Source organism: Psychrobacillus glaciei, assembly GCF_008973485.1.
Taxonomy (GTDB): Bacteria; Bacillota; Bacilli; order Bacillales_A; family Planococcaceae; genus Psychrobacillus; species Psychrobacillus glaciei.
Genome location: NZ_CP031223.1, coordinates 1,113,359 through 1,137,263 on the forward strand (window position 1 = coordinate 1,113,359; position 23,905 = coordinate 1,137,263).

General features: G+C 36.7%; 21 protein-coding genes. 15 read left to right on the forward strand and 6 right to left on the reverse strand.

Going from position 1 to position 23,905, the window contains the following annotated elements; translation table 11 throughout:
* The 6 genes from addA to PB01_RS04975 all read left to right on the forward strand — a co-directional run bounded on the left by addA (position 1) and on the right by PB01_RS04975 (position 9,202).
* Positions 1 to 3,684: a helicase-exonuclease AddAB subunit AddA gene (addA, locus tag PB01_RS04955; protein WP_151701969.1), complete on the forward strand. Its 3,684-nt coding sequence runs from the start codon at positions 1 to 3 to the stop codon at positions 3,682 to 3,684.
* A gap of 11 nt (positions 3,685 to 3,695) precedes the next feature.
* Positions 3,696 to 4,880, forward strand: coding sequence for a DUF418 domain-containing protein (locus PB01_RS04960; protein ID WP_151699168.1), 1,185 nt, complete (start codon positions 3,696 to 3,698; stop codon positions 4,878 to 4,880).
* Positions 4,881 to 5,388: 508 nt separating this feature from the next.
* Positions 5,389 to 6,285 (forward strand): fumarylacetoacetate hydrolase family protein, encoded by an 897-nt coding sequence (locus PB01_RS04965; RefSeq protein WP_151699169.1) that lies wholly within the window; start codon positions 5,389 to 5,391, stop codon positions 6,283 to 6,285.
* Between the two features lie 56 nt (positions 6,286 to 6,341).
* Positions 6,342 to 6,704: a YisL family protein gene (locus PB01_RS04970; RefSeq protein ID WP_151699170.1), complete on the forward strand. Its 363-nt coding sequence runs from the start codon at positions 6,342 to 6,344 to the stop codon at positions 6,702 to 6,704.
* Between the two features lie 217 nt (positions 6,705 to 6,921).
* Positions 6,922 to 7,095, forward strand: coding sequence for a hypothetical protein (locus PB01_RS20880; protein WP_192797478.1), 174 nt, complete (start codon positions 6,922 to 6,924; stop codon positions 7,093 to 7,095).
* A gap of 667 nt (positions 7,096 to 7,762) precedes the next feature.
* Positions 7,763 to 9,202 (forward strand): alpha-amylase family glycosyl hydrolase, encoded by a 1,440-nt coding sequence (locus tag PB01_RS04975; RefSeq protein ID WP_151699171.1) that lies wholly within the window; start codon positions 7,763 to 7,765, stop codon positions 9,200 to 9,202.
* Positions 9,203 to 9,981: 779 nt separating this feature from the next.
* Here the strand turns inward: PB01_RS04975 and PB01_RS04980 are convergent.
* The 3 genes from PB01_RS04980 to PB01_RS04990 form a co-directional block, all read right to left on the reverse strand.
* The gene (locus PB01_RS04980) at positions 9,982 to 10,494 is read right to left on the reverse strand and encodes a DUF3231 family protein (RefSeq protein WP_151701970.1); all 513 of its coding nucleotides are present in this window, start codon (positions 10,492 to 10,494) and stop codon (positions 9,982 to 9,984) included.
* Positions 10,495 to 10,644: 150 nt separating this feature from the next.
* Positions 10,645 to 11,496: a DegV family protein gene (locus PB01_RS04985; RefSeq protein ID WP_151699172.1), complete on the reverse strand. Its 852-nt coding sequence runs from the start codon at positions 11,494 to 11,496 to the stop codon at positions 10,645 to 10,647.
* Positions 11,497 to 11,514: 18 nt separating this feature from the next.
* Positions 11,515 to 12,330, reverse strand: coding sequence for a Cof-type HAD-IIB family hydrolase (locus PB01_RS04990; RefSeq protein ID WP_151699173.1), 816 nt, complete (start codon positions 12,328 to 12,330; stop codon positions 11,515 to 11,517).
* 131 nt (positions 12,331 to 12,461) lie between these two features.
* Here PB01_RS04990 and PB01_RS04995 point away from each other — a divergent pair, with 131 nt between their 5' ends.
* Both PB01_RS04995 and PB01_RS05000 read left to right on the forward strand, forming a co-directional pair.
* Positions 12,462 to 13,220 carry a prolyl oligopeptidase family serine peptidase gene (locus PB01_RS04995; RefSeq protein WP_151699174.1) on the forward strand — a complete coding sequence of 253 codons (759 nt, stop codon included), beginning with the start codon at positions 12,462 to 12,464 and terminating at the stop codon, positions 13,218 to 13,220.
* Between the two features lie 47 nt (positions 13,221 to 13,267).
* Positions 13,268 to 13,576 (forward strand): metal-sulfur cluster assembly factor, encoded by a 309-nt coding sequence (locus tag PB01_RS05000; protein WP_151699175.1) that lies wholly within the window; start codon positions 13,268 to 13,270, stop codon positions 13,574 to 13,576.
* 131 nt (positions 13,577 to 13,707) lie between these two features.
* Here the strand turns inward: PB01_RS05000 and PB01_RS21225 are convergent, their stop codons facing one another.
* Positions 13,708 to 13,854 carry a helix-turn-helix domain-containing protein gene (locus tag PB01_RS21225; protein WP_264158167.1) on the reverse strand — a complete coding sequence of 49 codons (147 nt, stop codon included), beginning with the start codon at positions 13,852 to 13,854 and terminating at the stop codon, positions 13,708 to 13,710.
* A 366-nt stretch (positions 13,855 to 14,220) separates the two neighbouring features.
* Positions 14,221 to 14,361 (reverse strand): hypothetical protein, encoded by a 141-nt coding sequence (locus PB01_RS21230; protein WP_225986174.1) that lies wholly within the window; start codon positions 14,359 to 14,361, stop codon positions 14,221 to 14,223.
* Between the two features lie 164 nt (positions 14,362 to 14,525).
* On the opposite strand from PB01_RS21230, the gene PB01_RS05010 reads away from it, so the two are divergent.
* On the forward strand, positions 14,526 to 16,652 hold the full coding sequence (locus PB01_RS05010) for an ATP-dependent Clp protease ATP-binding subunit (RefSeq protein ID WP_151699176.1): 2,127 nt from the start codon (positions 14,526 to 14,528) through the stop codon (positions 16,650 to 16,652).
* Positions 16,653 to 16,912: 260 nt separating this feature from the next.
* On the opposite strand, the gene PB01_RS05015 is transcribed toward PB01_RS05010, so the two are convergent.
* Positions 16,913 to 17,101, reverse strand: a complete 189-nt coding sequence (locus tag PB01_RS05015; protein ID WP_151699177.1) for a DUF2929 family protein — start codon at positions 17,099 to 17,101, stop codon at positions 16,913 to 16,915.
* A gap of 162 nt (positions 17,102 to 17,263) precedes the next feature.
* On the opposite strand from PB01_RS05015, the gene PB01_RS05020 reads away from it, so the two are divergent.
* The 6 genes from PB01_RS05020 to PB01_RS05045 all read left to right on the forward strand — a co-directional run bounded on the left by PB01_RS05020 (position 17,264) and on the right by PB01_RS05045 (position 23,836).
* On the forward strand, positions 17,264 to 18,199 hold the full coding sequence (locus PB01_RS05020) for a beta-ketoacyl-ACP synthase III (RefSeq protein WP_151699178.1): 936 nt from the start codon (positions 17,264 to 17,266) through the stop codon (positions 18,197 to 18,199).
* A 28-nt stretch (positions 18,200 to 18,227) separates the two neighbouring features.
* On the forward strand, positions 18,228 to 19,460 hold the full coding sequence (gene fabF / locus PB01_RS05025) for a beta-ketoacyl-ACP synthase II (protein ID WP_151699179.1): 1,233 nt from the start codon (positions 18,228 to 18,230) through the stop codon (positions 19,458 to 19,460).
* Between the two features lie 525 nt (positions 19,461 to 19,985).
* Positions 19,986 to 20,993 carry an ABC transporter ATP-binding protein gene (locus tag PB01_RS05030; RefSeq protein WP_151699180.1) on the forward strand — a complete coding sequence of 336 codons (1,008 nt, stop codon included), beginning with the start codon at positions 19,986 to 19,988 and terminating at the stop codon, positions 20,991 to 20,993.
* Positions 20,990 to 21,937 carry an ATP-binding cassette domain-containing protein gene (locus PB01_RS05035; RefSeq protein WP_151699181.1) on the forward strand — a complete coding sequence of 316 codons (948 nt, stop codon included), beginning with the start codon at positions 20,990 to 20,992 and terminating at the stop codon, positions 21,935 to 21,937. The genes PB01_RS05030 and PB01_RS05035 overlap by 4 nt, the downstream gene beginning before the upstream one ends.
* Position 21,938: 1 nt before the next feature.
* Positions 21,939 to 22,901, forward strand: coding sequence for an oligopeptide ABC transporter permease (opp4B, locus tag PB01_RS05040; RefSeq protein ID WP_151699182.1), 963 nt, complete (start codon positions 21,939 to 21,941; stop codon positions 22,899 to 22,901).
* Positions 22,902 to 22,933: 32 nt separating this feature from the next.
* Entirely contained in the window at positions 22,934 to 23,836 is a 903-nt protein-coding gene (locus tag PB01_RS05045; protein WP_151699183.1) for an ABC transporter permease, read from the forward strand.
* Positions 23,837 to 23,905 lie beyond the last annotated feature (69 nt).

Here is a 23,905-nt window from a genome sequence, read left to right on the forward strand (position 1 = left end):
ATGCCAGAAGATTTAACATGGACTCCTGCACAGTGGAAGGCTATTTGGGCTAGTGGTTCAGATGTGCTTGTTTCTGCAGCAGCTGGTTCTGGTAAAACAGCCGTTTTAATCGATCGCCTTATTCAAAAAGTAATTGCGAAAGATAATCCGATAAACGTCGACGAATTACTCGTCGTGACATTTACCAATGCGTCAGCCGCTGAAATGCGTCACCGAATGGGTGAGGCATTAGAAAAAGCAATTGCACTGGATCCATCATCTGCTCATCTTCGTAAACAGTTGAGTCTGTTAAATAAAGCGCAAATTTCTACGCTCCATTCATTTTGTTTAAATATCGTTCGTCAGTACTCCTATATGTTGACGATTGATCCGGGATTCCGAATCGCAAATGAAACCGAAGCGGCATTAATGCGAGATGATATTTTAGCAGAAGTATTGGAAGAAGCTTATCATGTAGATGACCCAGAACCAATGTACCGACTTTCGGACAGTTTTACATCTGACCGAGATGACCAGTCGATTGAGACGATGATTGAAAAGTTATATACGTATGCACGGGTGCATCCAGAACCGAAGAAATGGTTACTTGCTATTCCAGAAGCATATAATTTAAGTGAAGCAGCTTCAATTGATGGGCTTCCATTTATTGGCCCATTAAAGCTGTCGATTGTTCATCAGTTGGAAGAAGCGATTGCGGTGACGGAAGAAATTCGTAAGCTAACGAATTTACCGAATGGACCAGCCCTCTTAGCAGAAACAGCAGTGAAGGACCAACTCATGATACAAGAAGCGATTTCGTTGATGAAAAATGAGTCTTGGCGAGATGTGTTTCATTATTTTCAAAGCTTGTCATGGGGAAAAGCTGCGACCATCAAAAAAGACTCTTGTGACGAGATACTGAAAAAACAAGCGACAGATAAACGAACGAAAGTAAAAAAAATTGTCAACGAATTAAAAGAGAATTTTTTCACGCGAACTCCTGAACGATTATTAGAGGAAATGAGACTGATGGCCCCACAACTCAAAACTTTGGTCGATTTAGCAGTTACATATGGAGAGAGATATTCTGCTGCTAAAAATGATAAAGGGCTGGTCGATTTCTCAGATTTAGAGCATTATGCACTGGAAATATTAAGTGTCCGTGAAGAAAATGGAGAGTTAGGTCCCTCTGAGATCGCAAAAGAGTATCAAGCTCGTTTCAAAGAAGTATTAGTAGATGAATACCAAGATACAAATAGACTGCAAGAAACTATTTTGCAATTCGTTAAAAGTGGGGACGAGCAGACGGGCAATATGTTCATGGTTGGTGATGTGAAACAATCCATTTATCGTTTTCGTTTAGCAGAACCGATGCTATTTTTAGGAAAGTATCTTCTATTTAACGAAATACCCATTGACTCGGGTGTGAAAATTGATTTAAACGCAAACTTTAGAAGTCGTAAAGAAGTGTTACATGCTACGAATTATATTTTCCAGCAAATCATGGGAGAAAGTGTAGGGGAAATAAATTACGATGATGCTGCTTCGTTAAAACCCCAAGCACCCTATGACGAAAGTGAAGCAACTGTTGAACTAGCACTTTTATATGAGGTAGAGGACGGTAGTGCGGAAGATTCGGAAGATGAAGTTGTAATCGCGGAAGAAGAGTTAAAAAAATCGCAAGCAGAAGCTCGTTATATCATTTCTAAAATTAAACAAATGATGGAGACAGGAGCATCTGTTTACGATCCGTGGAAAAAAACAACTCGTCCTATTCAATATAGTGATATTGTCATCTTAATGCGTTCGATGACTTGGTCTCAAGAAGTAACTGATCAATTTAAAGAAGCGGGAATTCCATTATATGCCGAGTTATCGAAAGGTTATTTTGAAGCAATTGAAGTACTTATTATGCTCCATACTCTTCGAACAATTGATAACCCTTACCAAGATATTTCGTTAGCTGCTGTTCTGCGTTCGCCTTTCGTTGGATTAACGGAGTCGGAACTTGCACTTATTCGTTTAGCTGCTCCGAAAGATCCATTTTATGAAGCATTAAAATTATATATTGCTGGAAGAGGCGGGATGTCAGCGGAAACGGAGGAAAAACTGCAACGTTTTGTCCTGCAGTTTGAAGATTGGCGAAATCTAAGTAGAAGAGGTTCACTTGCGGATTTGATTTGGCGAATTTATTTGGATACGAATTATTATGAAATGGTAGGATCTATGCCTAACGGGAAGCAGCGCCAAGCTAACTTACGTATTTTACATGACCGTGCAGTAGATTATGAGAAGACTTCTTTTAGAGGGCTATTTCGCTTTTTACGTTTCATCGATCGTATGCGAAAACGTGGAGATGATTTGGGAGCAGCACGTGCTATTAGTGAAAAAGAAAATGTTGTACGTTTAATGACGATTCACTCTTCAAAAGGATTAGAGTTTCCTATCGTTTTTCTTGGAGGAATGGGAAGACCGTTTAACCAAATGGACTTTAACGAAGCTTATTTATTTGATCAGTCGTTCGGACTTGCCGTAAAAGCAATTGACCCTGATAAACGAATTTCCTTTACTTCCTTGCCATTCTTGGCGATGAAAGAAAAGAAACAAATGGAGTTAAAAGCCGAAGAAATGCGTGTTTTATATGTTGCAATGACTAGAGCGAAAGAGCATTTATTCCTTATTGCTTCTATAAAAGATTTAGCAAAGACGCTCGATAAATGGGAGGATGCACAATCCGTTTTAGCAGATGAAATGTTACCTGGATATATGCGTGCAAAAGCAAAAGGTTATTTGGATTGGATTGGTCCTGCAATTGCGAGACATGCGGATTATAAACAAATTGCAGAAGTAATAAAAGCAAACGTTGTGGAAAGTGAGTCTAAATGGAAAATTGTCACAAAATGTATAGACGAGTTGAAACAGCGTGCGGAAGTAGAAGTTACAGAAAAAAGACCATTGGATGCATTATTTGTGAAAGATACCTTACCTTCCTTACCAACTATAAAAGCTCGTTTTGATACACCATATCCTTTTGAACTTTCTACACATAAACGTTCGAAACAAGCCGTTAGTGAAATAAAGAAACTGCAGTTGTTAGAAGCTAGAGAAGATCAAGATTATTTCCAAATGGGTAACACTGCTAAGAAAATGACTCAAATTGCAACGCGGCCTTTTTTCCTTCAACAAGCAAAACTAACAGGAGCAGAGGCCGGAACAGCTGTTCATGCATTTATGCAAAACGTTGATTTAAGTGAAATAAAAACGGTTGATCAAGTGGCTGCCTTTGCGGAAACGCTTGTCCAAAAAGAAATATTAACAAAAGCAGAACAAAAGGCAATTGATCTGAAGAAAATGGTTCCATTCTTTCATTCTGAAATAGCAGAGCGACTAAAAAAAGCGAAAGAAATTATGCGTGAGTTTCCGTTCACCTACTCTTTAAAAGATGAAGACGGTGATAGCCAAATAATTCAAGGTGTGGTGGACTGCTTGTTTTTAGAAGAGGACGGACGATGGGTATTACTTGATTACAAGACTGACCGTGTGCAACATTTAATAGCAAATGAAACTCATTTAATAGAAGAGATGAAAAAACGATATAATATCCAACTTTCGCTTTATGCACAAGCAATCGAAGCTATTATGAAAGTAGAGATAAAAGAGAAAGTGCTTTATTTATTTGATATAGACAAAACGGTTACATTCTAGGAGGAAAAAAATTGTTGATTCGTCCAACAGCGGTGAAAGAACGTGTTATTTCGATTGATGTGATGAGAGGATTTGCACTTCTAGGTATTTTTATCGTCAATATGCTGTTTTTTCATTCTCCGTATATTTATTTTAATCCGTATACTTGGTTTCACTTTCCAGGTGATCATGAAACCTATATGTGGATTGATATCTTCATACAAAGCAGTGTATATCCCTTGTTTGCGATGTTATTTGGATACGGACTTTCCATGCAGTTTATGAAAACAAAGGAGAGAGGTACTTCCTTTGCGAAGTTAGCAGTACGAAGACTGTCAGTACTGCTATTAATTGGATGCGTTCACGCGTTTCTTATTTGGTCGGGAGATATTCTAATCACCTATGCGCTTGCAGGTTTTGTCCTTTTAGTCATGATTCGTTTAAAGCCGATTTGGTTGTTTTTTATAAGTGCGGTTTTATTTTTACTTCCAAATGGTCTATTTCATGGATTAATCTATTTAATAGCAAAAGCCGATCCGAATAGTGTCATCATTTATACAGGTATTCAAGAGATTGAATCTTCTGTTGCTGCATATGCACATGGTTCGTGGGTCGACATTTTCTGGCAACGCTTAAATGATTGGTTATATATGACTCAAAATGGAGCAATTATTATTGTCATGTTATTTACGATTGTGCCGTTTTTATTGATAGGAGCGGCGGCTGCAAAGCTTAAGTTAATCGAACGAGCGCGCGAATTAAAAGTATTTTGGATTGTAACGATTCTCCTAACGCTAATTGGTGGAACTGCTATTAAGTGGATTCCTTACTTAACGGAAGCAAATATGTTCACCGTTTCGGTCCAGGATACTTTTGGTGGGCCTTTACAAGCAATCGCATACGCGGGAATCATTGCCCTTATTTGCACTGTCCCTATTATGCAAAAATTACTTTCTCCATTTGCAAAAGCAGGACGTATGTCGATGACTATCTATCTAATGCAATCAATCATTGCTACGACCATTTTCTATTCGTACGGATTTGGTTTATATGGGAAGGTAAATATTCAAACAGGAACTTGGATGGCTGTCGGTATATATGTACTACAGCTTGTATTTGCAGAAATGTGGTTTATGAAATTTAAGCAAGGTCCAGTAGAGGCATTGTGGAGGAAACTGACTTATCCCGCTTCTAAAAAAGAGAAAATTTCTACTTAGGTTATTGTTGATGCCTTTAATTTTACAGGAGCTTGATCTTGATGTTTTTTACTTTTACAGATCACAGTCTACATGAACCAGTGGGTAGATGATTAGAGTAGGGGGAACATGAGAAAAATAGATAGCTTCTATTGATAAAGAAGGCTTAAGTGGACGAAATTGACTCTTCGTCCGCTTTTAAAAGAATAGGATGGAAATCTAATCTCTCATTATCCAAACCTTATGCAGCATGCCTCTACACATTCCAAGAGGGCGAGGGACAAATATCTGCCACAAGATTACCAAAAAAGTTGATGGAGAAGTGACGCATTCACTTCTCCATCAAAAAAATCTCTCGGTTATAAGGTAGCAAATGTTTCGTCCAAAGCACAAAGTATATCGTAAAAGCAATGTGTTTTTAATGGGTACTTGCACTTTTCTTGAAAGTTGTCGAAAAAAGGTGAAAAGAAAGTCAATTTGTAATACACTAAGAATAGAAGTCAAAACAATTTGAAGGAGTGTCGACACGATGAAATTATTATCATACCGATTAAATGATGGAATTTACTTTGGACCAAAAGTAAAAAAAGAAGAAGCAGTATGGGATGTACTAAGAATTCAAGAGACCCTTCAAGTATTGCCAAGCTTTCCAGGTACAATTGTAGAAGGAGTAAGTCTTGGTATTGATTTCATTGAACAAATTAGAAAATTAGTCGAAGCAGCTCTGAAAAGTGAAAATCCCAATAGCTTCAAACATTCATTTACGGAAATCGAATGGTTATCACCCATTCCCAGAACTCCTAAAAATATTATGGCAGTTGGTAAAAACTACGCCGATCATGCAAAAGAAATGGGCGGAGCAGCGAATTCCTTTGTAGTATTCACTAAGTCACCAACTGCTATTGCAGCAGATGAGCAAACGCTTTCTGTACATGCAGATAAAACCTCTTCCTATGATTACGAAGGAGAGCTTGCGATTGTAATTGGTAAAAAAGGAAAAGATATTCCTTCTAAACTAGCATATGACTATATATTCGGCTATACAATTGCCAATGATTTAACTGCTCGTGATATTCAAAAGAGACACCAACAATATTTCTTAGGAAAAAGCTTAGAAGGTTCATGTCCACTTGGTCCCTATGTTGTAACAAAAGATGAAATACCTAACCCACAAGAATTAACCGTTGTGACGAAAGTGAACGATGAAATCCGTCAAAATGGAAAGACATCTGATATGGTGTTTTCAGTAGAGCAGATTATTGCGGACATTTCAAAAACAGTCACATTAGAGCCAGGTGATATAATATTAACTGGAACTCCTGCAGGGGTGGGGAATGGATTTAATCCTCCTAAGTTTTTGAAATCAGGCGATATTGTGAAAATTTCTATTGAAGGAATTGGTACTCTAGTGAACAAATTCGAGTAAATTACTAGCTGAAATGGTAAGATAGATATGTAAAGTAAACGATTGAGGTGAAATAAATGGACTTTTTAGCAAGAACAGATTTACACATTACAACATGGGTAATCGCAATCATTTTGTTTTTTGTTGCACTAGCAATGGCTAATCCAAAAGTAATTCACATGATTCTACGTGTATTTTATATTTTGGTAATTGTTTCAGGTGTTGCATTATTCATTAAAGGCATGGACTTTGACCAAGGAATGCTATATGGCTTCAAACTTTTAGCTGGTATTCTTGTCATTGGGATGATGGAAATGTCATTAGTGAAAAAGAAAAAAGGAAAACCGTTCACATTGTTTGTCGTACTGTTTTTCGTTTTCTTCTTAATCGCTCTATTCCTAGGATTCAAATTACCAATGGGTATTAATTTCTTAGCATAAAAATAAAAAGCGGCTTTTTCGCTTTTTATTTTTATGCGACGAGCTTGCGCAGGAGCACCAAGATTTTGGCTCCGTCCGCTTTTTATTTTTATGCGACGAGCTAGCGCAGGAGCACCATAAGTGAGAGGGGCTTTCACCGATTAGGGAAAGCTCCTTTTCATTTCAGAGCCACAATGATAATTTTGAACATAAAGAACGAAAGGCAGGGAGCAGGCAAATGTTAGGTATATCCTTACTCATATTCGTCCTATTATTGATGATAGTATTTGTTATTGCTTCATTATTCCTGTCGAAACAACAAACTGCAAATTCTAGTTTTGAAAATGAACTTGATGAACTACATAAAAGTATTATTCAGCAGTATGATCATAAGGAAAAGCCACCAAAATAATTGGTGGCTTTTCCAATGTTGAAAGAGACTACTTATGGGCTTATGGTATTGGTAGGGGCAGATGTCATCCGATTAGGGGTGGATAGACTTGCTTTATGGGCTTATAGCTACGTTTTATGAGCTAATGGATTTTGTATGGGCAGATGCCACCCGATTAGGGGTAGATAGACTTGCTTTATGGGCTTATAGCCACTTTTTATGAGCTGATGGATTTTGTAGGGGCAGATGCCATCCAATTAGGGGTAGATAGACTTGCTTTATGGGCTTATAGCCACGTTTTATGAGCTAATGGATTTTGTATGGGCAGATACCACCCGATTAGGGGTGTATAGACTTGCTTTATGGGCTTATAGCCACGTTTTATGAGCTAATGAATTATTGTAGGGGCAGATGCCATCCGATTAGGGGTGGATAGACTTGCTTTATGGATTTATAGAAATTGAAAGTGTTTATAGTGAAGAATTATACTTCCAAGATGACACAGTTTGGACGAATTAGAAGTAATATTTTGGACTTTCGTACTTAAACAATAGCGATTAAAATGTAGCTTTGATAAAATAACGTTGATATGTTTTAATTGTGTGTCTAGCTTCAGATACAAGCTGTCCCGGTGAATTTCGGAACAATAAATGTGTGTGTCGCTTTTCTAAATAGAGGAGGATTTTACGTGAACGTTAAAAAGTGGTTTGTGGCCGCGTTATTAATAAGCGGACTTTGGTTAACATCAACAAAAGAGACAAATGCTGAGACAAATGCATCTATACATAACGAGAGTATTTACGATTTATATGTGGACCGTTATTTTAATAAGGTAGTTTCAAATGATATTAACGTCAATGCCCAAGATCCAAATGCATTTGCTGGAGGAGATTTTCTTGGAATTGTAGAGAAGATGGATCATATTAAAGATATGGGGTTTACAATTATTTCAATTGGACCAGTTTTCGCAACTGACACATATGATGGAAAGCGTGTTCTAGATTTTAATGAGATTGAAAAAAGATTTGGAACGCCAGAAGAATTTCAGGAGCTTATAAAAGTAGCGCATAAAAAAGGGATGAAAATTGTCGTCGGATTCCCGTTGAATAATTTTAGTGAAAATCATATTTGGAATATGGATCCTAAGAAAAAAGATTGGATTGTCAATACTGACAATGGTGTAATGCAAGTGGATCTAGCTAATCCAGAAGTACAGAAGGAATTAGAGAAAGCAATTGTGGATTTTGCTAAAAAGTATGAAATTGATGGTGTAAAATTTTCTCAATTAGAAGGTGCACCTACTTCATTTCTTAATGACTTGATTGCAGAAATCAAAGAAGTGCGTAATCCAATGTATGCTATTGCTTTAGAAGAATCAGATGCAAATTTGGATGCGCATTACTCCAATCAATTACTCGTTGATTTTAGAGAAGCATTTAAAAATACGGATTTACCTTCAGAAGGAATTGCTTCTACAACTGATAATGATTTATTAATGATTGATCAACTGAATACAGAGAGATTTACTTACTTTAGTGCGCTTGAGAATATGTTTCCTCCAACTCGCATTAAAATAGCTATGGGTACAATTCTAGCCATGCCCGGAGTGCCATATATGAGTTATGGGACGGAAATCGCTATGAATGGGCAAATTCCTCAAGAAAGCCATCAAGTGATGAACTTTCGAGTGGATGAAGATATCACAAATTATTTAAAAGATATCAATTCTATTCGCAATAAATCGGAAACACTTCGTACAGGTAAAACTGAACTGTTGAAAAATGAGAATGGTTATGTTGTATTTAAACGTTATTCAGATAAAGAAACGTTCATTGTAGTTGTGAACAATACAAGTGCTACACAACGAATTGATTTATCGAGTAATGTAGTGGGGGAAAATAAAGAACTTCGAGGAATATTCGAATCAGATATAGTTCGTCCAGACAATGATGGGCAATATAGATTAGTTCTAGATCGTGAGGTCGTCGAAATTTATCAAGTAACCGACCGCAAAGGTTTAAATACAGCATATATAGTTGCAATGTGTGTAGCATATCTTTTGTTTGTCCTATTTTTAGTTATCGTATGGAAAAAAGGAAAACAAAAAAGACGCGAAGGAAAAGAATAAAATTGGAAAATGAGCTGACTAACACTTGAGTCAGCTCATTTTCTTAAAAGATAAGAAACTACCATGGCACAGGTTTGACAAAAGCCATCTCTATCATGAAAAAGCTAATTTCAACTTTAAACCAGTATTATTTTGATTGTTGGATACCCTATTAATTTTTGAGTATAAATCAAGCCGCTGTTTTCATGCAAAAGTATATGAATTTTCATACCAGGAACAGGTTGACTTCCGCTGCAGGCGGACGTTTTCCAGGGAGCAAGCATCAAGCAGCTTCCTGTGCTCCTGCGTAAGCTCGTCGCAAAAATTAATTTCGCTGCGCTTCGTCCGAGGTCTTAATTTGCTTGCTAATCCCCTAAGATCCGCTGCCTTCCGCTCCAATCAACAGTACAAATAAGAAAGGAAATATGCTTCGGGAAAATAATGAACTGGTACTTTCCATGCTTTATAAATAGGCTATGTGGAACCTGAAAAAATAGATAGTATCTCTTGATGTAGAAGTACTGAGCGGACGAAATTGACTCTTCGTCCGCTTTTAAAAGAATAGGAAAGGATTTATTCTCTCATTAACCAAACCTAATGCAACATGTCATTACCTAGTACAAGAGGGCGACGGACAAACGATTGCTACAAGATTACCGAAAAAAATGGATCGTGAAGTGACGCAGTCACTTCACGATCCACAAAAATTCCAACGGTAATAGTGTAGCTGATGTTTTGTCCAAAGCACTCTGAAAATAGTAAAGACAGGATGCACTTAAAGGTCGCTAGCGTTTCTCTTATTAATGTTTTTCTGGGAAGTTTACATGAAGAGGAGGGGGTACTAACCATCCCTTACTTTTACTTAACTTTAGCAACTTTGCACCTAGTTGTGCTTTACTCGTATGAAATTGCCCATACATCATTCCTATATCCTCTCGTATTGACATACCCATCGCTTGGCTGCATGCAACCAAACCAGCAGCCACATCCATAGAAAGTGCTGCACAAATTTCTGGATCATTGAATCGAGCTCCAACAGGAATATCTTCCAGTCGTGCTACGGGACGAGCAGGTGGGGCAGGAGGAAGTCCAACTGCATTCACTTTTAATATTTTTTCTAGTTGCTTGCTTTCATCTTCCATGCATTGTACTGCTTCTTCAATTATTTTTTTTAGATCATCATCACCTGTATGATTGAAAAACGTTTGATAAGCCGCTATTAGCCCATTGTTAGTAGCTAGATTTGCCCAAATTCCAAATACTTCACCGTAATGCAATGGTTCATCACTCGGATTACCGCTTAATATTCCCATAAATACACTCCAACCCATAAAAAGATTCATGAATTTCTTCACGTATTCGTTATTATGTGGAGAAGTGACAGAATTATTCAGCTGAATAAAAATAACCGAAATTCTATAAATTAATAGAATTTCAGCCATAAAATTTTAAAAAGATAAGTTTTAAGATAATTTATTTAAAAAGAATAAGGCCAATGTGTCTGGTCCAGCATGTGCTCCAACTGTGGAGCCGATTAGATGAATTTCAATGCTTTTTGGGTGATATCGTTCTTCTATTAATTGCTTTAGTTCAAGTGCAGTTGCTTCGTCATCCCCATGACTAATAGCGATGTCTTGTTCCTCTAAACGATCCGCTCGTTCTCCCATTACATCGATTATTCGCTTGACCACTTTTTTGCGTCCGCGTATTTTTTCGATCGGGACAAGTTTTCCTTCTTCTACATGAAGAAGAGGTTTAATGTTAAGGAGTCCTCCAATAAATGCACTTGCTTTAGAAACTCTTCCACCACGAGCCATATAGTCTAAATCTTCCACTGTGAAAAGATGCTCCATATGCATAGCAGAAAATCTAATCTTCTCTTCCATCATGGGCAAGCTCAATCCTTCATCTCTTAATCGAACTGCCTCTTTTATTAGAAGCCCAATTCCAAGTGATGCACATTTTGAATCAATAATGGTTAACTTTAAGTGTGGGTACGTTTCCATTAATTGTTCTTTCATCATTACTGCGGTGTTATAGGTTCCGGAGAGTGCAGATGAGAGTGCGATGTAAAAACCCTCTTCTCCAGACTTTGCAAGCTCTTCAAATAATGTTAAAAAAAGTTCTGGGGAAGCTTGAGATGTTTTTGGTTGTTTCCCTGCACGAATTGCTGTGTACACTTCTTTGGAATCAATTCCAATAATATCTTCATATTCGTCATTGTCTATATGCACCCTAAGCGGGATCAATTCTACATTATGTAATTCAAAAAAAGATTTAGGTAAATCACAAGCACTATCAGCGAATAATTTCATTTCCATCCTCCTAAATTATCATAATTTTTTTAACTTCAATCGGTCCATTAAAAATTCTGCAATACCGTCTTCATTATTTGTTAAAGTAACTTCATTTGCAATGTTTTGAAGAGGTGCAATTGCATTTCCCATTGCAACACCAATTCCGGCATAGTCAATCATTTCTAAATCATTGTCTTCATCGCCAAAAGCGATAATTCGTTCTTTTGGAATGTCTAAATACTCCGAGACATGCGCTAAACCAACCGCCTTGTTTAAGCCATGTCGTACTACTTCAATTATATCCCAAGGTGCTCCCCAACGACGATGGTCAATTACTTCGGCATGTACATCCCGTAAATGATTACGAACCAAGTCTACCGAACCTTCCTCTGCATGAATGAGTAAGCTTGTCGGATCCGTTTTCAAGAAAGTACGTAAATCGCCAGTAGTAATATGTGGATTTCCCAGTGCAAATGCAGAAATCATTTGTTCATCATGATGATGTAAGTACACGTCATCTAACACTTCTGCTAGCATATTTTTAATAGAATAGCTTTGAACTGCTTCTACAACTTCTTTGACAACATGAAGTTCAATCGGTTTATGAATTGTATTCCAAGAAGAATTTCTTGGATGATGGACAAAAGCCCCATTAAAGTTGACGATTGGCGTATGTAATCCAAGCTCCTTATAATACATCTCACTGGATCTATAAGGTCTACCAGTCGCGATCATTACTTCATGACCTTCGCTTTTGGCTTGTAGTAATATATTCTTCGTTTTATGTGAAATTACCTTCTTATCTGTTAATAAAGTTCCATCTAAGTCTAAAACAATTAAGTGTCGTTGCATATTAAATTCTCCTTTCCTTCTATTAAAGTGTATCGTTTTCCAGTTTAAACGTCAAAATGATAGGAAACAGTCTTTTGGACATATCCAATTACTTTGTTAAAATAATAATAAAGAGGAAAGGTGGGCTATGAATGATCGTACAATTAGAATCATGGAATAATATACCTTTACTACATATTTATACGAATCAAACAAATAATCATTCTCCTATTGTCATCTTTTTACATGGTTTTGAAAGTGCGAAAGAGCACAATTTGCATTATGCCTATCAATTAGCAAATAAAGGATGTCGGGTAATTTTACCGGATGCGCATTTACACGGTGACAGAGACGAAAAATTAGATCAAGTCGAAATAAGTCTTCGTTTTTGGGAAACGGTACTAACTTCCATTGAGGAAGTTGGAAAATTAAAAGAAGAACTAAGAGCAAGAGGATATTGGACCGATCAAAAAATTGGTGTTGGTGGAACATCGATGGGTGGCATTACTGCACTTGGTTGCTTAACTGTCTATCCGTGGATTCATGCTTCCGCAATTATGATGGGAACTCCAAGTTATGTGCAATTAGCGAAAGCCCAAATCGAACAAATCGAGCAAAAGGGAATTCCAATACCTTTGAACTCGGAGGAAAAGGACAATATGTTCCACACCTTATCTACTTTTGATGCTTCGATTCATATGGAGAAACTTGCAAATAAGTCCTTGTTTTTTTGGCATGGAGAAAAAGATGTTATTGTTCCTTTTGCATCAACCGCTCATTTTATTGAGGAATATGAAAAACAGTATGGGAATGAACAATTAGTTTTTATGAAAGAAAAATCTGCAGGTCATGCAGTTAACCGTAAAGGCTTATTAGCAGCAACTAAATGGCTTGGAGACAATTTGGCATAATGAGCAGACTTTGTTATGATGAACAAAAGTAGTAAGGGGGATTTATAATGGATCAAGATATGAAAGATAGTATGATGAGTGCACTCGAAAATGTAATTGACCCAGAACTAGGGGTCGATATTGTTAATTTAGGTTTAGTTTATGATGTAGAGTTGACGGAAGAAGGTACTGCAATTGTTACGATGACGCTTACTTCAATCGGATGTCCAATGGGGCCAATGATTGTAGATCAAGTTAAAACGGCGCTTGCTGAATTACCAGAAGTGAAGGAAACAGATGTAAATGTCGTTTTCAATCCACCATGGTCAAGAGATAATATGTCTCGCTATGCGAAAATTGCATTGGGCATTCGATAAAAACATCCTGTTTAACTTGATACAAATTAGGGAAACTCTTATACTAGGAGTTTCCCTAATTTTTATGTCTTTAAATAGAAGTAATTACATTTTAATCTATTCTACATATATGAAGAGGACAATAATCACACTCAATTTCTGTCCGTAAAAAGTTTAGATCGTGAATTGTTATAACCTTTATTAAGTGTAATGATATCAGACTTTTTTATATCGTTTAACATTCGATTGACAACTCCTCTGCTTGTTGCACAGAGATTAGCTATTTCTTGATTGGTCAAATGATGATCTATGATAATACTGCCATCCTCTTGAAGAATTCCCTAAGTATTCGAAAGACGAAATAATGTTGAAAATAGAGCTCCCTTTTTCCCATGTAGTAGTAAATCCCGAAATCGTGTCTCGTTTTTTAAATGATTCAGTTGAATAACTCTCATCCATTCCATCATAAGTTCGGGAGAAGAAGTTAAGAATTTTTCCAATTGGGATCGAGATAGTGCAATTATTTTTGTAGGCTCTATCGTATGAGCTGATACAGAATGTTAAACCGTTTCACAAAAAACACTAGTTTCTCCAATAATACATTGTGAACCTGTAATTTTAAGTGTAAATAATCTGCCGCTTTCCGTATCTTTCGTAATTCTTACTTAACCTTCTAAAACAAAATACACTTCATCGGAACGTTCCCTTTCATGAAATATAGGCCAATCTTTTTCTATTTTATTAATGGAACCAAATTGTTCAAATAATGAATAAATCCGCGTGAATGAAGGGGTAATCCTGTTCATATACATTCACAACCTTTCCATTATTATAACAATAATAGCATAATAATCTTGTCCCGATCGGGCGAATAAGAAAAAATCACTTTTCTTTACAAATTACAGGAAATAATATTATAATCACATTAGTCAAAGAAGGTCAAACTTTATCTAAAAGGAGATGTTTCGTAATGCAAATGAAACAAACAGATGAAAAAAGTCCATTAGAAACATATGGGCGTAATTTAGTTACCGCTGTAAAAGAAGGAAAAATGGATCCTGTCATTGGGCGTGACCAAGAAATACGGGATGTTATTCGTATATTATCTAGAAAAACAAAAAATAATCCCGTGTTAATAGGAGAACCTGGTGTTGGTAAAACAGCGATTGTAGAAGGATTAGCGCAAAGAATTGTGCGAAAAGATGTTCCAGAGGGTTTAAAAGAAAAAGAAATTTTTGAACTAGACATGAGCTCTTTAATAGCAGGTGCGAAATACCGCGGTGAATTCGAAGAACGATTACAAGCGGTATTAAAGCAAGTGAAAGAAAGCGAAGGGCAAATTATTTTATTTATAGATGAGATTCATACAATTGTTGGAGCAGGGAAATCAGAAGGTGCAATGGACGCTGGGAATATGTTGAAACCAATGTTGGCCAGAGGGGAATTGCATTGTATAGGAGCAACTACATTGGATGAATACCGGATGTATATTGAAAAAGATCCCGCACTGGAAAGAAGATTCCAACAAGTTCTTGTAAGAGAGCCTTCCGTTGAAGACACAGTGTCCATTTTACGTGGGCTAAAAGAACGCTTTGAATTGCATCACGGTGTACGTATTCATGACCGGGCAATCGTAGCAGCTGCGGAATTATCAAATCGTTATATTACGGAACGTTTCTTACCAGACAAAGCAATTGATCTAGTAGACGAAGCTTGTGCCATGATTCGAACAGAAATTGACTCAATGCCACAAGAGCTTGATGAAGTGACTCGAAAAATGATGCAGCTTCAAATTGAAGAACAAGCATTAATGAAGGAAAAAGATGCTGCCAGTAAAAAAAGAGTAGAACAAATACGTCAAGACTTAAAAGAATTAGAGCAATCTACAAGTGAGATGCGCAACAAATGGGAAAAAGAAAAAGAAGCAATTCAAGTTATTCAACAAAAAAGAGAAGAACTTGACCGATATCGTCGAGAATTGGAAGATGCAGAAAATAGGTATGATTTGAATAAAGCTGCCGAGCTTCGTCATGGGAAAATTCCTACCTTAGAAAAAGAGCTTCAAGTATATGAACAACAAGTAAATGAAGAAACGGAATCTCGCTTGTTACGAGAAGAAGTAACCGCAGAAGAAATTGCATCCATCGTTTCTAGATGGACTGGTATTCCAGTTACAAAATTGGTAGAAGGAGAACGGGAAAAGCTTCTTCGTTTAAAAGAAACACTTGCAGAAAGAGTAGTCGGACAAGATCAAGCAGTGCAATTAGTAACAGAAGCGGTATGGCGAGCACGAGCTGGCATTAAAGATCCGCGGAAACCTATTGGATCCTTCCTATTTTTAGGGCCAACTGGTGTAGGTAAAACAGAACTTGCTAAGTCGCTAGCTGCAAATTTATTTGATTCGGAAGAGCATTTTATCCGCATTGATATGTCTGAATATATGGAAAAACATAGTGTATCTCGACTAGTAGGCGCTCCTCCAGGCTATATTGGATATGAAGAAGGTGGCCAACTAACTGAAGCAGTTCGGAGAAACCCTTATGCTGTTGTGCTATTAGATGAAATAGAAAAAGCACACCCAGATGTTGCAAATATATTATTGCAATTAATGGACGATGGCCGTATTACCGATAGCCAAGGTAGAATCGTCAATTTTACAAACACGGTTGTCATATTAACTTCAAATATTGGATCGCAATTTCTTGGAAATAGTACAGGGATTATTAGCGAAGAGGAAGAAAGCCTTGTAATGGCTTCTTTAAGAGAACATTTTAAACCAGAGTTATTAAATCGATTAGATGATATTATTATGTTCCACTCGTTAACTACCCTACATTTTGAAAAAATAGCCGAAAAATATGTCAAACAATTGCAAGATCGTGTTCACGAACAAGAAATAAATTTGCAAGTGGATGCAGCAGTTCTTAAATGGATTGTATCGGAAGGCACGGACGCTGCATTTGGTGCAAGACCATTAAAACGTTTTATTCAACGACATTTAGAAACTGCAGTAGCAAAACTACTAATCGGAGGAACGATTCTTCCAGGAAGTACAATAGAAGCAACCATTGAAGATGGCCAATTAGTTATAAAATAGGATTATTGCTACATTTAAGTAAGAATCGCAAGATAGAGTTCCTAAATCGCAAGATAGACACAATGAATCGCAAAATAGAGGATATTCCCAATATTACCCGCACAGTACTGGAAAATAACCATGAATTTGCGATACGCAGAGTTAATCTTGCATTATCCCGTTTTAATTTGCGTTATGGGGAGTTTAATTTGCGATACACGTTAGGTAATCGAACAGCAAAAATAAAACAGCTCCCGCATTTTGTTTGCGGGAGCTGTTTTTTAGTGTTGTTCTGATGGTGCTAGTTCGTTTGGAATAATTGCTGTAATGATAAAAATCAAAATCGCAACAGGAATAGACATAATTAAACCATGCACAAATACAAAGGGTTGATCTTGTACAGAGCTTACTACGTAATTCAACATAGAAACTAGTATTACAGACCAAATTAGTGTCATAATATATTTCATTTGTTTCACCTCAAGCTATTTTTACTATGTATATCATATCATACCACTAGCTAATTCAAAAGAAAATTTACAGATTCAAACTATGTTGTTGAAAAATGTTCACTTATTCGTTATTATTGTTACCAGGTACTAATAATAGATTATAAGAAAAGAGGAACTTTTGTGAATGCAGGAATAATTGGATTAGGAACTTATTCGCCAGAGCAGATTTTAACAAATGCAGACCTTGAGAAAAAAGTAGATACATCCGACGAATGGATTCGAACTAGAACTGGTATAGAAGAAAGAAGAATTGCTGGACCTGAACAAGATACATCTCATTTAGCTTTTGAAGCAGCTAAAGAAGCAATAAAAGATGCAGGAATTTCACCAGAACAAATTGGGCTGATATTAGTTGCAACGGTTACACCAGATCGCCCGTTTCCAAGTGTTTCTACAATGTTACAAGATCAACTTGGTGCTAAAAACGCTGCAGCAATGGACATCTCTGCTGCATGTGCAGGGTTTATGTACGGTTTAGTAACTGCAAAACAATTTGTAGAATCCGATACGTATTCTCATGTACTTGTTGTAGGTGTTGAAAAACTGTCTAAAATTACAAATTGGGAAGACCGCAACACAGCAGTATTATTTGGAGACGGAGCAGGTGCCGCTGTTGTAAGTAAAGTATCGGAAGGACGCGGAATTTTATCATTTGAACTTGGTGCTGATGGAAGCGGTGGCAAGCATCTATACCAAGATGGTCCACATCTTGCAATGAATGGGAGAGAAGTTTTTAAGTTTGCAGTTCGACAAATGGGTGAATCAGCAGTTAATGTTATAGAGAAAGCCGGACTTTCAAAAGAAGATATAGATATGCTAATCCCACACCAAGCCAATATTCGTATAATGGATGCATCGCGCGAAAGATTGGGATTACCTGTCGAAAAAATGTCGAAAACGATTCATAAGTATGGTAATACTTCGTCTGCATCCATTCCACTTTCATTAAAAGAAGAAGTGGTGAATGGGAAAGTGAAAGATGATGACATTATTGTTATGGTCGGATTTGGTGGTGGCTTAACTTGGGGTGCCATTACATTAAAATGGGGAAAATAACTAAGGGACATCGGGAGGAAGAATATACATGACGAAACGTAGGGTTGTCGTAACAGGAGTCGGTGCTGTTACACCATTAGGAAATGATATAGAAACAACTTGGTCGGCAATTAAAGAAGGAAAATCAGGCGTGGGTATGCTTACACGATTGGATGCAAGCCAGTTTTCCGCGAAGGTTGCAGCTGAAGTAAAAGACTTTGATATTGAGAAATATATTGAGAAAAAAGACGCTCGTAAGATGGATCGTTTTACTCATTATGCACTTGCGGCTTCTATCATGGCGGTAGAAGATGCAAATTTAACAATTACAGAAGAGATTGGTCTACGAACTGGAGTATGGATTGGTTCAGGAATTGGTGGGATGGAGACATACGAAGCACAATTCCGTGTATTTTTAGAAAAAGGTGCTCGTCGTGTAAGTCCATTTTTTGTTCCGATGATGATTCCGGATATGGCGGCAGGTCAAGTGTCGATCCATTTTGGAGCAAAAGCGATCAATTCTTGTAGCGTAACGGCTTGTGCATCAGGAACAAACTCAATTGGGGATGCATTTAAAGTAATTGAGCGCGGAGATGCGGACGTAATGATTACAGGTGGTGCTGAGTCACCGATTACACATATGTCTGTAGCTGGATTCTGCTCAAATACTGCACTTTCATTAAATACGGATCCACAAACTGCCTCAAAACCATTTGACGCAAACCGTGATGGCTTTGTTATCGGAGAAGGCGCAGGAATTATCATCTTAGAAGAATATGAGCATGCAGTAGCACGTGGTGCGAAAATCTATGCAGAGATTATTGGATATGGTTCAACAGGTGATGCTCATCATATCACTGCTCCTGCACCTGGAGGAGAAGGCGCTGCTCGTGCCATGAAACAAGCAATTGCAGATGCAGGTATTAAACCAGAACAGATCGATTATATTAACGCTCATGGAACTAGTACTCCATATAATGATTTGTTTGAAACGATGGCTGTAAAATCTGTTTTTGGGGAACATGCTTATAGATTAGCAATGAGTTCTACAAAGTCAATGACTGGGCACTTACTAGGTGCGGCAGGTGGAGTGGAAGCAATTTTCACTGTATTAGCTTTAAAAGAAGGAATATTGCCTCCAACGATGAATTTAGAAACACCAGATCCAGAATGTGATTTGGATTATGTACCAAATGCCGCTAGAAATGCGGACATTGAGTATGCAATGAGCAATTCACTCGGATTTGGTGGACATAATGCTAGTATTTTATTCAAAAAATAAGAAACAAAACAATCAAACAGTAAGTGAATTTTATTTTCGGTGAATAAAGTAAAAATAAAAAGTATTTTCCAAATAAATTGGAAAATACTTTTTTTTATTTTAAAAATAAAACGTTGACACTTCAATGGTTTAAAGGGTTGATTTATTAAAGCGTAGGCTTGAAAAATTCCATTTCATTGTTTAATACTGTCGAAATTGAAAGAATCAATTATCTAGTTAAAATAATTTATTAAATTAGATAATTTAAATGGAAGCATTGATATGACAGGGTTTAAAGAGAATTTTTAAATTTCAAAAAAGAGTAAATAAAGGGAATAATAAAAAATGTATTGCGATTGTAATGAAATTGTAATAGAATTTACACTTGAGAGGTAAGTTGACAGAAAAATTGAAATTTAGGGTTGTGTATAGAGATAAAAAAATACCTTACAGAAAATACTATTCATTCGAGTGATCTAGCGTCATGAGAAGAAACGGATGAGAATCGTTGGAAATCTGATGCATGAAGGGAGTTTTATTTTAAACATGACAAATGAACTTTTAAAAATTAAAGATTTACACACTGGTTTTCGCATTAAAGATACATATTATGATGCAGTCGATGGCGTATCGATTACATTAAAGCAAAATGAAATTCTGGCAATTGTTGGAGAGTCTGGTTGTGGAAAAAGTACGTTAGCAACCTCTATTATCGGACTTCATGATCATAATAAAACAAGAGTACAAGGTGAGATTAATTACAACGGAGAAAACCTAGCAATCCTTGATGAAGAAAAGTTTAATAAAGTAAGAGGTGAAGAGATTGGAATGATATTCCAAGATCCTTTATCTGCTTTAAATCCCCTTATGTATATTGGTGATCAAATAGAAGAAGGATTAATCTACCACACAAAGATGTCTAAAAATGATAGGGAAAAACGTGTATTAGAATTGTTAGCACAAGTTGGTATTCCGAATCCTAAGAGAACCGCAAAACAATTTCCGCATCAGCTATCCGGTGGTATGAGACAGCGTGTTATTATAGCAATTGCAATTTCCTGTAAGCCTAAGGTCATTATCGCTGACGAGCCAACAACTGCATTAGACGTTACAATACAAGCTCAAATATTGGATTTGTTAAAAGATTTACAAGCAGAAACAGGAGCAGGAATAATTTTAATCACACATGATTTAGGAGTTGTAGCTGAAGTAGCAGATCGGGTTGCAGTTATGTATGCTGGAGAAATTATTGAAGAAGCTTCCGTAGAAGACTTATTTTCGAATCCAAAGCATCCTTATACACGATCGTTATTCAACTCTATACCGCAAATGAATAGTGAAAATGAAAAACTTCAAGTAATTCAAGGAATGGTACCTTCGCTGATGAAGCTACCAAGAACTGGATGCCGATTCTCAGCAAGGATTCCGTGGATTCCGGGTATTGCTCATGAAGAAAAGCCAACACTCCATGAAGTATCTCCAGGTCATTTAGTTAGATGTACTTGCTGGAAGCACTTTCATTTTGAAAGTGAAGAAGGAGGAAATTCACGATGAGTTTTATGCAAATTAATGATTTACGTGTCCACTATCCAATTCGTGGAGGTTTTTTCAATACAGTTATTGATAATGTTCATGCAGTGGATGGAATCAATTTAGAATTCGAAAAAGGGAAGGCATATGGTTTAGTTGGGGAATCAGGTTGTGGAAAATCAACTACTGGTAAATCAATTATTGGGCTTGAAAAAATAACTTCTGGAAACATTATTTATGAAGGGGAAGATGTTACAAATAAACGGCGTAACCCTAATTCAACGTTTAATCGTGATATACAAATGATTTTCCAAGATGCGAATTCCAGCCTTAACCCTCGTAAACGTGTACAAGATATTATTGCAGAGCCAATACGAAACTTTTTGAAGTTAACTCCTGATGAAGAAAAACGAAAAATCAATGAGTTATTAGCAATCGTCGGAATGAATGAAGATGCGAAAGTAAAATATCCACATGAATTTTCGGGTGGCCAAAAGCAACGAATTGGAATTGCACGAGCGATTGCTTGTAATCCAAAACTGATTATTGCGGATGAACCAGTATCGGCTTTAGACCTTTCCGTTCAAGCGCAAGTGCTGAACTTTATGAAAGATATTCAAGAGGAATTTGGTTTAAGTTACTTGTTTATCTCCCATGATTTAGGGGTCGTAAAACATATGTGTGAGCATATTTCTATCATGTATAAAGGTAGATTCGTAGAGTCTGGAAATCGAGAAGACATTTATACGAATCCACAACACATTTATACGAAGCGATTATTATCTGCTATTCCTGATGTTAATCCAATAGGTCGGGATGTTCGAAAAAGAGACCGTATTAAAGTGGAAGCTGATTATGTAATCGAGCATAAAAATTATTATGATCCAAACGGAAGAGTATTTGACTTGAAAAAATTGACAGATACGCATTTTGTAGCGATGAGTGCTCACGAAAAGGGGGGCATGTAATATGTGGAAAACAATCGTAAGACGAACATTAATCATGATTCCACAGTTACTCGTTCTAAGTTTATTAATTTTCACGATGGCTAAATTTATGCCAGGAGATCCTTTTACGGGAAAGATTACACCAGAGACGGATCCTAATCGTATAGAAGAACTACGTGAGTTGGCCGGTTTGAATGATCCGTGGTATGAACAGTATGCCCACTGGATGTTAAGAGCAGTGCAAGGGGATTTTGGTAAAAGTTATACGTATAAAATAGGCGTTTCAACTTTGATAGGTGAAAGAGCTGTAAATACGTTTTGGCTATCTTTAGTAAGTGCTATTTTGTTATATATAATAGCTATTCCACTTGGGATTATAGCAGGCCGTTATCAAGATACGTTAGCGGATAAGGTAATTGTATTGTATAGTTTCATAGTTTATGCAATTCCAACGTTTGTTTTATCTTTAATATTCTTATTTTTATTCGGTTATAAACTTCACTGGTTCCCTACGGTTGGTAGTGTAGATATTCAATATGATCCAGGTACTTTTGGATACATATGGAGCAAAGTTTACCATATGTTGTTACCAGCTATAACTTATGCGATATTAGCTACTACTGGAGTTATTCAGTATTTACGTTCTGAAATTATTGATTCTAAAAGCCAAGATTATGTTCGAACTGCACGAAGTAAAGGTATTCCAATTAGTAAGGTATATTCTAGACATATTCTAAGAAATTCCTTGCTACCAATTGCAGCTTTTTTTGGATTTACAATAACTGGTTTGTTAGGTGGTTCTATCTTTATTGAAACAATCTTCGGTTATCCAGGGATGGGACAGTTATTTATTTCATCTATTGCATCACGTGACTACAGTGTAATTACTGCACTTGTTATGTTATTTGGATTCTTAACGTTATTAGGTAGTCTACTGTCCGATATTATCATGAGTATTGTTGACCCAAGAATAAGGATAGAGTAGACGAATTATATGTTAAGGAGAGGTGAATAAGAATGGCTAATAAAGAGAACAAAAATGAAATTGTAGAAGTAAGTGCCCCTGCAACTGGGATGCAAGTTATTTTTCGAGAGTTTAAAAAAGATAAATTGGCAATGTTTTCACTTATAGCACTAGTGATTGTCATTATTGGTGTTTTTATATGGGCAAAGCTTATTGATGAACAAGCTTTGATGCGAGTTAGTTTACGCGATAAATATGCTCCACCAGGAGATAAATTCTTTTTAGGAGCAGACCAAGGAGGGAAAGCTATTCTTGGGCAGCTTATAATTGGAGCTAAAAATTCAATTACAATCGCCATTTTTATTACACTTATTACTGGGGTATTCGGTATAGTTGTTGGCTTAATTTGTGGTTATTTCGGAGGATGGATCGATAATATTTTTATGCGAATTATTGACTTTTTCATTACTATACCTTCATTAATGTTAATAATTGTATTCGTTACGATTATTCCTAAATATTCAATTACGATGTTCATCCTAATTTTGAGCATTTTCATTTGGCCTCCTACTGCACGTCTTGTACGAAGTAAGGCTTTGTCTGAAAGTAGACGTGATTATGTGAATGCATCTAAAACGTTGGGTACTAGTGGATTCCTTATTATTTTTAAAGAGATTATGCCCAATTTAAGTTCTATCTTAATTGTAGAGATGACATTAAATTTTGCAGGAAACGTCGGAATTGAAACAGGATTATCTTTTCTTGGATTTGGATTACCACCATCGACTCCAAGTTTAGGAACATTAATTAGTTATGCAAATAACCCGCTTGTATTGCAAGAAAAGTGGTGGGTATGGTTACCAGCATCTATCTTTATATTACTTATGATGTTAGGGATCAATTATGTTGGGCAAGCATTACGCCGTTCGGCAGATGCAAAACAACGTCTTGGCTAAAACCAATTCGAATTTGGTATTAAACGTTTACCGTTTGATATAGAAACAATAGAGAATAAAAAGGAGGAA

Coding starts and splice junctions, on each gene's coding strand:
- addA (WP_151701969.1), top strand. CDS start 1: ATGCCAGAAGATTTAACATGGACTCCTGCACAGTGGAAGGCTATTTGG.
- PB01_RS04965 (WP_151699169.1), top strand. CDS start 5,389: ATGAAATTATTATCATACCGATTAAATGATGGAATTTACTTTGGACCA.
- PB01_RS04970 (WP_151699170.1), top strand. CDS start 6,342: ATGGACTTTTTAGCAAGAACAGATTTACACATTACAACATGGGTAATC.
- PB01_RS20880 (WP_192797478.1), top strand. CDS start 6,922: ATGTTAGGTATATCCTTACTCATATTCGTCCTATTATTGATGATAGTA.
- PB01_RS04980 (WP_151701970.1), bottom strand. CDS start 10,494: ATGGGAATATTAAGCGGTAATCCGAGTGATGAACCATTGCATTACGGT.
- PB01_RS04985 (WP_151699172.1), bottom strand. CDS start 11,496: ATGAAATTATTCGCTGATAGTGCTTGTGATTTACCTAAATCTTTTTTT.
- PB01_RS04990 (WP_151699173.1), bottom strand. CDS start 12,330: ATGCAACGACACTTAATTGTTTTAGACTTAGATGGAACTTTATTAACA.
- PB01_RS04995 (WP_151699174.1), top strand. CDS start 12,462: ATGATCGTACAATTAGAATCATGGAATAATATACCTTTACTACATATT.
- PB01_RS05000 (WP_151699175.1), top strand. CDS start 13,268: ATGGATCAAGATATGAAAGATAGTATGATGAGTGCACTCGAAAATGTA.
- PB01_RS21230 (WP_225986174.1), bottom strand. CDS start 14,361: ATGAACAGGATTACCCCTTCATTCACGCGGATTTATTCATTATTTGAA.
- PB01_RS05010 (WP_151699176.1), top strand. CDS start 14,526: ATGCAAATGAAACAAACAGATGAAAAAAGTCCATTAGAAACATATGGG.
- PB01_RS05015 (WP_151699177.1), bottom strand. CDS start 17,101: ATGAAATATATTATGACACTAATTTGGTCTGTAATACTAGTTTCTATG.
- fabF (WP_151699179.1), top strand. CDS start 18,228: ATGACGAAACGTAGGGTTGTCGTAACAGGAGTCGGTGCTGTTACACCA.
- PB01_RS05030 (WP_151699180.1), top strand. CDS start 19,986: ATGACAAATGAACTTTTAAAAATTAAAGATTTACACACTGGTTTTCGC.
- PB01_RS05035 (WP_151699181.1), top strand. CDS start 20,990: ATGAGTTTTATGCAAATTAATGATTTACGTGTCCACTATCCAATTCGT.
- opp4B (WP_151699182.1), top strand. CDS start 21,939: ATGTGGAAAACAATCGTAAGACGAACATTAATCATGATTCCACAGTTA.
- PB01_RS05045 (WP_151699183.1), top strand. CDS start 22,934: ATGGCTAATAAAGAGAACAAAAATGAAATTGTAGAAGTAAGTGCCCCT.